Source organism: Corynebacterium sp. KPL2838, from assembly GCF_040225455.1.
GTDB lineage: Bacteria > Actinomycetota > Actinomycetes > Mycobacteriales > Mycobacteriaceae > Corynebacterium > Corynebacterium rhinophilum.
The window spans coordinates 1-10,530 of record NZ_JBEHFT010000054.1 but is presented as its reverse complement, the minus strand read 5'-3'; the positions used below and the strand labels follow the sequence as shown (position 1 = coordinate 10,530).

Sequence of the window (10,530 nt, the reverse complement as noted above, 5' to 3'; positions counted from 1 at the left end):
GCACTCACATCAGCTACACTGACCAAAGCAGCATAGCTAACCCCCGACGTGTCCACTTTCCGGGGGTCAGGCCCCTTTTCCTTTCGCAGATGATTCAAGTGGTAAAAAGACGTACTGGAGAGTTGCCCATCTGCACGATCTTCGGAATCGTGTCTCACACATGGACAGTTTGTTAAACGTAGATATTCTGGACGTTACCAAGGATGCCTTTACCCTAACAGAAAGTATTGATTCTGCATTAGCCAGTTGGTTGACCAGTACCAGTACTGTTAGTGCGGTACACAAGAAACGACCAATATAAGAAAAGGCCAACAGGCGCTTTTCGTCCTGTTGACCTTTTCAACTCATGACAAGGGAACCTGTCCTTGCCTTCTCTGATCTTTAGCATACATGATTTGCATACCTGTGCCAAACCGACCATCGAAGTTGGTGAAACTCTAAACTATTCGGGGTAGTTTCGCTGAAATGCTAGCTAATTTGGCCCCAGAACACTTCACTCCGCCGGGAGTACTTCAGGATCTGCAGCGAGACGACGAGTAATGGCTGCAGATTGAGAGGGCGTAGGGTATCTCGTAATTCGATATCTCGGGCTATAGCAAAAGCTATAGCTTTTGATTCTCATTCTCCTGAAGCTTTTTGTTCTTAGACTCCTGGTACCTTTTGGTTGCAAGATAAGTGCTGAAGGCGCCCATTAACGCGCATGCACCGGAGCTGATCAAAAGTCCCGTAGACGGATTAGAGGTGGATATTGAGAAAATGAAAACCCCAACTCCAATAGTCAACGCAAACAAAGCTGCGATTAGTATTGATGATTCGCGCATATTTCCTCACAATCCTGGGACAGTATCTGTTTGCCCGTGACTGAACTACCCCGGATTTTATCCCTAGACATTTGCCTTGATTCCCAATTTATCCTAGGGGCCGTTCCGAGGCTTTCAAGATAAAAACTAGCATTTTCCATCCAAGATCGACCTCAGTACCGGTATTTCAGTGGTTTCATCGGCCCGGCCCTAGAAAATAGATTCCTCTTGGGGTTTAAAAGTCGTAGTAGAATAATAAGGGCCCCAACGAGTGCTCGCTCGTTGAGACCCTCGGGCCTAAAGACCCACGTGAAGGATCGCGGTAACGAACTTCACGGTAGCGGTCACAAAGTTGAGGACTCCGCTCACCAAGTTAAGGATTGTAGTTCCTTTGGTGGCGGGGTCTTTTCCGTTGTAACTGGGTGTATCGGTTTAACCCCAACAAAGATCTAACCCCAGAGCTTTACGCTGCTGGGGTTAGCTTTATGCGGGAATTACCGCGGATGAACGCGTTAGGAAGCGGCGTCCTCCACGCGCTTCTTCAGGGCGCGGAACTGGTCCCACACTTCCTCAGGCACGCGGGAGCCCAGGAAGTTCAGGTACTCGGCGTTGTCTTGCATATCGCCTTCCCATTCCTTCGGGTCAACGTCAAGGGCGGCGCGAACGTCGTCGACATCGAAGTCAAGGCCTTCCAAGTCGATGTCCTCGGCGCGGGCGGTGCGTCCGACCACCGTGTCCTCGGCTTCTACGTTGCCTTCGATGCGGTCGATGATCCACTTGAGAACGCGGGAGTTCTCGCCAAAGCCTGGCCACAGGAAGCGGCCGTCGTCGCCGCGGCGGAACCAGTTAACCAGGAAGACCTCTGGCATGCGGTCGCCGCCCTTTTCACCCATATCAATCCAGTGCTGCAGGTAGTCACCGGCGTTGTAGCCCATGAACGGCAGCATGGCCATTGGGTCGTGGCGCAGTGCGCCAACTTCGCCCTCTGCGGCTGCGGTCTGGCCGGAAGACAGCAGTGCACCGATCATGGTGCCGTGGTTCCAGTCGAAGGACTGGGTCACCAGCGGAACCGTGGTCTTGCGGCGGCCGCCGAAGAGGATGGCATCAATCTTGACGCCCTTCCAGTCATCGTACTCCGGCGCGGCGGTGGGGCACTGGGAAATCGGCACGCAGTAGCGGGAGTTCGGGTGGGCGGCCTTGGTGGACGATGCCGGAGTCCAGTCCTCACCGGTCCAGGAGATGAGGTGCTCTGGTGCCTCGTCGGCCATGCCCTCCCACCAGACATCGCCGTCATCGGTAAGCGCAACGTTGGTGAACAAGGTATTGCCCGGCTTCATGGTATCCATGGCGATCGGGTTGGAATCGTAGTTGGTGCCAGGGGCAACGCCGAAGAAACCGTTTTCCGGGTTCACGGCGTAAAGGCCGTCCTCGCGCAGATGCAGCCATGCGATGTCATCGCCCACGACCTCGGCCTTCCAGCCCGGAATGGTGGGGGTAATCATGGCTAGGTTGGTCTTACCGCACTGGGATGGGAATGCGGCGGCTACGTGGTATTTCTTGCCTTCTGGGTTGGTCAGCTTCAGGATGAGCATGTGCTCAGCCATCCAGCCTTCTTCCTTGGCCATAACGGATGCGATGCGCAGCGCGTAGCACTTCTTGGCCAAGATGGCGTTGCCGCCGTAACCGGAACCGTAGGACCAAATCTCCTTGGTCTCCGGGAACTGGGTGATGTACTTATTGTCGTTGCACGGCCAAGCAACATCCTCTTCGCCTGGCTGCAGGGGGGCGCCGACGGAGTGGAGGGCGTGGACGAAATCCCCATCCGTGCCGATCTTGTCCAGTGCTTCTGCACCCATGCGGGTCATGATGCGCATGGACAAGACCACATAAGCGGAATCGGTCAGCTGCACGCCGAGCTTGGGCTCTGGATCGCTAATAGGGCCCATGCAGAAAGGAACGACGTACATGGTCCGGCCCTTCATGGATCCACGGAAGGCCTCCGTCATTTCTTCCTTCATGGCCTTTGGCGGCGCCCAGTTATTGGTTGGGCCCGCATCTTCTTCTTTCGAGGTGCAGATGAAGGTACGGGATTCCACGCGGGCAACGTCCGCAGGGTTGGACCGCGCCAAGTAGGAATTCGGGCGCTTTTCCTCATTTAGCTTGATGAGGGTGCCTTTTTCTACTAGCTCCGCGGCGAGGCGGTCAGCCTCTTCCTGCGAGCCATCCACAAAAGCCACCTCGTCCGGCTGGAAAAGCTCAACGCTTTCATTAATCCAGTCGATCAGTTTTTGATTGTTTGTAGGCAGCTCTCCAACGAGGCCCTGAATGGTGGCGGTCATTAAAAATTCTCCTCTGGATAGGATGTGAAAATCGGGACACATCACGGCCCAACTTTGCCTTCCGCCTCCAGATTAACCGGCAGAGCCAAAATATTGGTCACATTAAGTGTCATTTTTCCCACTCCGGTTATATCCACCGCCGTGAGCGGACGTTTACCAAGCGCACCGCGAACAATTGTGATATTAGGCGTGACACCCTCCACACCATTCCGGGGGGTGCCAAAGTGCCCCATTCTTCCGCTCCGCGCCACAAAGCACCACCCCCGTCAAAGCCTCCGGTCATTCCCCTCCCCCATACGGCGGGGAAAATACCCGGCGCGGCATATTGCTTGCCATGCCTGGACAGGGAAAAATAGGGCGCAATGAATAGCACGGATAATTCTCAAAACACCCCTGCCGGAGAAATGCCACCGGGTCGCCCGCCGCAAACGGACTTCAATGCGGTCTTTGACAATGACCTGGACTACCCGCGCCTGGGCAATGTCACCTTTCGCCGCGGCACGCTCACGGATAACCAGCACCAGCTTTTTGAACAGCGCTGGCCCGAACTGGGCCGCGTCTTAAGCGATGAGCTTATCGATGTCGCTGAGTGGTTCGGCCGCACCGGCGCCAAGACCATCGTGGAAATCGGCTCCGGCACCGGCACCTCCACCGCGGCCATGGCACCGCTGGAGCAGGACACCAATATCATCGCGGTAGAACTCTATAAGCCTGGCTTGGCCAAGCTCATGGGCCAGATCGAGCGCGAGGGCATCGATAATATTCGCATGATCCGCGGCGATGGCGTGGAGGTCATGGTGCGCATGATTGCCCCAGAATCCCTGGACGGCATCCGCGTCTTCTTCCCAGACCCCTGGCCCAAGGCGCGCCACCACAAGCGCCGCATCATCCAATCCGGCACGCTCAACCTCTTTGCCTCCCGGTTGAAGAAGGGCGGCGTCCTGCACGTTGCTACCGATCACGCCGGTTATGCCGAATGGATAGATGAGCTCGTGCACGTCGAGCCCAGTTTGGAGTACAAGGGCTGGCCGTGGCCAGACTGCCCGCAATTGGTAGATCGCCAAATCATCACCAAGTTTGAGGGCAAGGGCCTGGATAAAGAACACGTCATTACTGAATACCTGTGGGAGAAGAAGTAAATGAGCACCTATCTACTGGTGTGGGACGCACCCAATATGGATATGGGGCTCGGCTCCCTGCTTGGCGGGCGCCCCACCGCGGCGCACCGCCCGCGTTTTGATGCCATCGGCCGGTGGCTGGTCTACCGCGCGGTAGATGTCGATGCCGATCCGCAGGCCGCAGTATTTACCAATGTCTCCCCCGGCGGCGCCGATGTGATTCGCCCGTGGGTAGAGGCCATCCGCAATGTGGGCTTTGGCGTCTTTGCCAAGCCGAAGATCCACGAAGATGATGACGTGGATCCAGACATGATCGAGCACATTGAAAAACTGCGCGATGATCTCGCCGGCGTCGTGGTGGCCTCTGCCGATGGCCAGAACTTTCAACCCTTGCTGGAAGAGCTCATTGATGAAGGCCTGCCCGTTACCGTCCTGGGTTTCCACGAACACGCCTCCTGGGCCGTGGGTCACGCCGAGATCGAATTCGTTGACCTAGAAGATATTGACGGCGTCTTCCGCGAGCCGCTGCCCCGCGTCAACCTGGATAACCTGCCTGAAGGTGGTGCATGGCTCCAGCCATTCCGCCCGCTGGCTGCGCTACTAAATAATAGCTAGGAGGCTTACCCCACATGTTTGAAAAATGGGGACGATTTTCCTATGCGCACCGCAAGGTCATTCCCATCGTCATCCTCGGTGCCATCCTTGCCCTCTTCGTAGGTTTTGGAACCCAGCTCGAGGAACGCATGAGCCAGGAGGGCTGGGAGGACCCGAATGCGGCATCGACAAGCGCGGCGCAGATCGAACAGGAAACGTTCGGCCGCGATAATTCCGGCGACGTGGTTTTGCTCTTTAGCTCGCCCGATGAGAACTTCGATGCCGCCAAGGAGCACTTGGCGCAGCTTAAAAAGGATTATCCGGATCAGATTGACTCTGTCACCAGCTATTTCGATAGCAAGAACCCCAACCTGGTCAATGATGATCATTCGCTGGCCTTTGCCGCCATTGGGCTCAAGGGCGATGACGAACAAACGCTGAAGGACTTCCGCGCCATCGAGGGCGCGCTGGCGGATACCTCCGCGCCGGTCGAGGTTGCCGGCGCCACGGCCGTGGCGGACGCCCTCGATGAAGGCATGGCAGAAGATATTGCGCGTGCGGAAAAGGCAGCGCTCCCGCTCGTTGGCCTGCTGCTCCTCGTGGTCTTTGGTTCCGTGGTGGCGGCGTTCATGCCGCTTATCGTCGGTGGCCTATCCATCCTGGGCTCACTGGGAATTTTGGCCATCCTGGCCGGTTTCCTGCAGGTCAACGTCTTTGCCCAAGCAGTAGTCACGCTGCTGGGGCTGGGCCTGGCCATCGATTACGGCCTATTTATGGTCTCCCGCTTCCGCGAGGAACTGGACAAGGGAAGCTCCACCAAGGATGCGGTGGCCACCACCACCGCCACCGCCGGGCAAACAGTGGTCTTTTCCGCGGCGATGGTCGCCGTCGCGCTCTCCGGACTCTTCCTCTTCCCCCAGGCCTTCTTGAAGTCCGTTGCCTATGGCTCGATTTCCGCCGTCGGCCTGGCGGCCCTGCTGTCCGTCACCGTCCTGCCCGCCCTGTTTGGCATGCTCGGGCCCAAGATCGACCTGTGGTCGGTGCGCCGCACCTCCCGCACGGCCCGCACCATTCAAGACACCTGGTGGTACAAGCTGCCGCGCTGGGCCATGCGCCGGGCCAAGGGCCTGACCCTGGCCATCTGCGGCCTGCTCATTGCACTGGCGCTGCCTATCATGAGCATCACCTTCGGCGGCATCAACGAAACCTACCTGCCGCCCAACCACGACACCCGCGTGGCGCAGGATAGCTTCAACGACGAGTTCCCCGCCTTCCGCACCGAGCCGGTCAAGCTCGTGGTGGAAGGCGCCACCAACGAGCAGCTTGTCGATGTCGTCATGCAAGTCCGCGGCCTCGACGGCCTTACCGAACCCATGGGTCCATCGACCGCCACCCAGGACGGGACTACTGTCCTTTCGGCCGGCATTAAGGACCGCGAGGACTACGCGCGAATCGTCCACGAACTCGAGGACGTTACCGCGCCCGAGGGCGTCAACCTTTATGTCGGCGGCACGCCAGCCATGGAGGTCGAATCGCTCGATGCGCTCTTCCACAAGCTGCCGTGGATGGCGCTGTACGTCGTGCTCGCCACTTTCATCCTCATGGCATTAGTCTTTGGCTCCTTCGTGCTGCCGATTAAGGCCATTGTCATGACGCTATTGACCCTGGGCGCCACCCTGGGCATCCTCACGCTCATGTTCGTCATCGGCGTGGGCTCCGGCGCGCTGAACTTCTCGCCCGGCCCACTCATGAGCCCCATTCTGGTGCTGATCATCGCCATCATTTATGGCCTGTCTACCGACTACGAGGTCTTTTTGGTCTCCCGCATGGTGGAGGCGCGGCGGCGCGGCGATAACACGGACGAGGCCATCGCCGCAGGCACCGCGCATACTGGCGGCATCATCACGGCGGCTGCCCTGATTATGATCGTGGTGGCGGGAGCGTTCGGCTTCTCCGATATCGTGATGATGAAATACATAGCGTACGGCATGATTTTTGCGCTGCTTATCGATGCCACCATTGTCCGCATGCTCCTCGTCCCCGCCGTCATGCACCTGCTGCGCGAGGATAACTGGTGGGCGCCTAGCTGGCTGCACCACTTGACCACTAGGCTTTCTGGTAGTACCACCCGCCGTGGGAAGACCATTCCCTTCAGTGAGTTAAAGCGGCGCCTTGAAGGAGATAAATAATTGAAAAATTGGCTGCAAGTTATCGCCTCGCTCATAGTCCTAGCCATCCTCATCTACGTCTTCCGCGATGAGCTGGACTTTTTGAGCGAAGGTTTCTCACGTCTCTCCCACGCCGAACCAGGGCCGGTAACGCTCGTGGTCGTTGCTTCCATCCTCTCCGTCGTGGCGATGGGCGAGGTCATGCGCCTGCTCATCCGGGCCGGTGGCGTGGAAGTAGAGGGCACAGAAACCGCCGCGCTTACCTTTGCATCCAATTCCTGGTCCACCACCATGCCCGCAGGCCCAGCCTTTTCTGCCATTCTGACCTTCCACGTGCAGCGCACCTGGGGCGCCTCGGTGGTCCTGTGCGGTTGGTTCTTCGTTCTGTCGTCTGCTATTTCCACCTTGTGGCTGGTGCTCATTGGTCTTGGTGGCGTGCTCTTCCTCAACGCCAATATGGCCCTGTGGTCCCTCATCGGCACGTTGGCAGCGATGCTGGCGCTCTCCGGCGGGCTTTTCTGGCTGAGCAATCACCCCGAAACGCTGGAGCGCTGGGTAAAAAAGCAGCGGCTGGTAAAAGGCTCGAAGCGCGAAGCCCTGCTCGAGCACGTGGAAAGCCTCAAGGAAGTACACCTCACCCGCCGGCAATTCGCCTGGGCATCGTTCTATTCCTTGGCCAACCGCCTCATTGACATGCTCGCGCTCTGGGGCTGCGTTTGGGCCGTAACCGGCCAAATGCCCACGACCGATTCGGCCGATAACACCACCACCATCGCGGGCGTCGCGCTGGCTTACCTCACCGCCAAGCTGGCCGGCTCCGCCCAGGTCACCCCAGCGGGTCTGGGCACGGTGGAGGCGGCGATCATCGCCACGCTCGTGGCCACGGGCATGACCGCGGTCGATGCCACCAGTACGGCTATTATCTACCGCCTTATCTCTTTTGCCTTCATCACCGCTATTGGCTGGGTCATTTACTTCTGGCACTATGCCCGCAAGGGCATTACCTACGCCACGCTATCCCGTAAAGAAAAAGAAAAGGAAACCGTATGACTTCCACGCGTATTGCTCCGCTCATTGACATCATCGCCTTGATGATTTTCGCCATCGCCGCCCGCCTCGCCCACGGTGGACTGACCTTTTCCAGCTGGGTCGATGCCTTCTGGCCCTGGGCGATAGGAGCGCTCATCGGCTGGGCCATCATCCTGGCCGCAAAGGTCCAGGGCAAGTGGAAAGAGGGCATTGTAGTCTGGCTGTCTGCCATCATCGGCGGCATGGCCCTGTGGATCATGGTCAATGGCCGCCTGCCCCATTGGAGCTTCCTCATCGTGGCGACCGTGATGTCCGCCCTGTTCTTCTTTGGCTGGCGGCTATTTACCCGCAAGTAGCAGATCGTAAAAGACACCCGCTAAGCACAGCGACACAGCGGCTTTGCTTCTATAGGGAAAGCCGCTGTAATTTGGCACATATCAGTCAAAACTGGTCGCGCCCGCTGGTGTGGTGTATCTGGAGCCCGTGGTGAGCCTCGTGCTGGTGCACAATAAGGCGGCCATCACGAGTGGGCCTGACCCCCGGAAAGTGGACACGTCGGGGGTTAGCTATGCTGCTTTGGTCAGTGTAGCTGATGTGAGTGCTTCGAAGTCATCGGGAGCTAGAAGGTTGCACCACGAGTGTCGCCGGCGCGTGTTGTAGCGCATGCACCACCGGAAGACTTCCTGCCGGCAGATAATGGGATTGTCAAAGACTTTCCTATCACGCAAGACTTCCCGCTTTAAGGTGGCGTTAAAAGATTCTGCTAGGGCGTTATCCGCGCTCGTTCCTACCGCGCCCATGGATTGGCGCACACCCAACGACGAGCAATAGTTCCTAAAGGCTTGTGAGGTGTACACGCTGCCGTGATCGGAATGAAAAATAGCCTCATCAAGACTGCCACGCACACCGTGTGCGTGGGCTAGAGCAGAGCGTGTCAAGTTGTTTGTGTGTGGGGTTAGGTTTATAGGTATTTGTCGAAGCGGTCGGGGTAGGCCACGGCCATTTGGTTAATGGCTTGTTTCCAGCCGGAAACTCGGGCTCCTTCCATGAGTCTGCCGGCTGTCGCTGAGACTCGTTTGCCCTGCTTCGCTCTCTTTGCAGCGCGTTTGTCTTCGATATTGCAGATCATCAGCCATAGCGTCTTCATCGCTGATTCATCGTTGGTGAACTGCATCCTGTTGCGGGTAGCTTTACGCAGTTCATTGTTGAATGATTCAATCGAATTCGTCGTATAGATGACCTTTCTGGCCGCTGGTGGGAACTGCAGAAACGGTACGAAACGCGCCCAAGCATCTCGCCAGACCTTGACTGAGCGTGGATACTTTTCTGCCAATTCAGAGGCTTCAAATTCGTCTAAAGCAACCTGTGCTGTGGTTTCATCCGCGGCGGTGTAAATCTTTTTCAACGCGGCTGATACGCCCCGGCGATCCCCGTAGGCCACCCACCGATTCGCGGCACGAATCAGGTGCACGATACAGGTTTGTACCATAGAGTTCGGCCAGGTTGCCTCTACTGCTTCTGGTAGGCCTTTAAGCCCGTCACAGCAGACGATAAAGACGTCTTTGACCCCACGGTTAGAAAGATTGGCACATACCTGCGCCCAAAATGAAGCGCCTTCTTCTGTGGCAATCCACAACCCCACAATGTGCTTAATACCGTCAAGATCCACACCAATTGCCATGTACGCGGACTTGTTGACCACTCGGCCACCGTCGCGGACTTTAATGCGCAGCGCATCGAGAAACACTACGGGGTAGAATTCGTCTCACTGGCGGTTGTGCCAGACCATGACCTCGTCGCCGACGGCATCAGTGACCGCGGAGATTGTTTCATGAGAGATATCTACCCGCAGTGCAGTAGCCCTATGGTGCTGGATATCCCTAATCGTCATCCCGCCGGCATACAAGCTGACAATCATGTCATCAACGTCGGTCAATCTCCTCGAGCCTTTGAGGGGCCATAGTCGGCAAGAATGTTCCAGCCCGATCTCTCAGCACATCAACGGTGATTGGCCCGTAGTTAGAATCCACGGTCTTTGGATACGACCCGTTACGGTGATTGTCTGTCCCAGCAGCAGCTTTAGCACTCCTGTCGCCAGACTCGTAGCCAAGGTAAGCATCCATCTCAGCATTCAAACCCCTAGTGATCGAGGCTTGCAACATGCCCCGAACCAAGTCGTTGGCATCCGTGGTGGGCGTGCCTAGCTCATCAATCAGTTTCGCCATCTCAGGGTTAGCAAGAAGCTTCTTTTCAATCGCATCAAATTGTGGCCTTATCAGCTTAGATCTCGTCGTGCCACAGTAGTCATTCTGGTCCATCTCCTTATGCGGGTTAGGTACCCACACACAAACCATCAGACACTCTCTGCTTGCTGATGGTGGGCCCCGGAAAGTAGTGGGCGGCCACGGGCCTGACCCCCGGAAAGTGGACACGTCGGGGGTTAGCTATGCTGCTTTGGTCAGTGTAGCTGATGTGAGTGCTT

At 57.3% G+C, this 10,530-nt stretch carries 6 protein-coding genes and 2 pseudogenes; 5 read left to right on the top strand and 3 right to left on the bottom strand.

Going from position 1 to position 10,530, the window contains the following annotated elements; all coding sequences use genetic code 11:
• Positions 1 to 1,312: 1,312 nt before the first annotated feature.
• On the bottom strand, positions 1,313 to 3,139 hold the full coding sequence (locus ABRP98_RS11250; protein WP_349859306.1) for a phosphoenolpyruvate carboxykinase (GTP): 1,827 nt from the start codon (positions 3,137 to 3,139) through the stop codon (positions 1,313 to 1,315).
• A gap of 362 nt (positions 3,140 to 3,501) precedes the next feature.
• On the opposite strand from ABRP98_RS11250, the gene trmB reads away from it, so the two are divergent.
• Genes trmB through ABRP98_RS11225 form a run of 5 tightly spaced genes read left to right on the top strand, consistent with a single transcriptional unit; the run spans position 3,502 to position 8,404 of the window.
• Complete coding sequence (gene trmB / locus ABRP98_RS11245) at positions 3,502 to 4,278, top strand: tRNA (guanosine(46)-N7)-methyltransferase TrmB (RefSeq protein WP_284771181.1); 777 nt, start codon at positions 3,502 to 3,504, stop codon at positions 4,276 to 4,278.
• A complete protein-coding gene (locus ABRP98_RS11240) occupies positions 4,279 to 4,872 on the top strand; it encodes an NYN domain-containing protein (protein ID WP_349859304.1) in 594 nt (197 codons plus the stop codon). It abuts the gene before it with no gap.
• Positions 4,873 to 4,886: 14 nt separating this feature from the next.
• Positions 4,887 to 7,040 (top strand): MMPL family transporter, encoded by a 2,154-nt coding sequence (locus ABRP98_RS11235; RefSeq protein WP_284771179.1) that lies wholly within the window; start codon positions 4,887 to 4,889, stop codon positions 7,038 to 7,040.
• Positions 7,041 to 8,069 carry a lysylphosphatidylglycerol synthase transmembrane domain-containing protein gene (locus ABRP98_RS11230; protein WP_284640308.1) on the top strand — a complete coding sequence of 343 codons (1,029 nt, stop codon included), beginning with the start codon at positions 7,041 to 7,043 and terminating at the stop codon, positions 8,067 to 8,069.
• Positions 8,066 to 8,404, top strand: a complete 339-nt coding sequence (locus tag ABRP98_RS11225; RefSeq protein ID WP_349859302.1) for a DUF3054 domain-containing protein — start codon at positions 8,066 to 8,068, stop codon at positions 8,402 to 8,404. The genes ABRP98_RS11230 and ABRP98_RS11225 overlap by 4 nt, the downstream gene beginning before the upstream one ends.
• A gap of 210 nt (positions 8,405 to 8,614) precedes the next feature.
• Here the strand turns inward: ABRP98_RS11225 and ABRP98_RS11220 are convergent.
• Positions 8,615 to 8,986: pseudogene (locus tag ABRP98_RS11220) on the bottom strand (transposase); the annotation flags it as partial.
• 23 nt (positions 8,987 to 9,009) lie between these two features.
• Positions 9,010 to 10,366, bottom strand: a pseudogene (locus tag ABRP98_RS11215) (IS256 family transposase).
• Positions 10,367 to 10,530 lie beyond the last annotated feature (164 nt).

Bases quoted from the DNA above. Each gene is read 5' to 3' on its own strand.
- trmB (WP_284771181.1), top strand. From the start codon at position 3,502: ATGAATAGCACGGATAATTCTCAAAACACCCCTGCCGGAGAAATGCCA.
- ABRP98_RS11250 (WP_349859306.1), bottom strand. From the start codon at position 3,139: ATGACCGCCACCATTCAGGGCCTCGTTGGAGAGCTGCCTACAAACAAT.
- ABRP98_RS11240 (WP_349859304.1), top strand. From the start codon at position 4,279: ATGAGCACCTATCTACTGGTGTGGGACGCACCCAATATGGATATGGGG.
- ABRP98_RS11225 (WP_349859302.1), top strand. From the start codon at position 8,066: ATGACTTCCACGCGTATTGCTCCGCTCATTGACATCATCGCCTTGATG.
- ABRP98_RS11235 (WP_284771179.1), top strand. From the start codon at position 4,887: ATGTTTGAAAAATGGGGACGATTTTCCTATGCGCACCGCAAGGTCATT.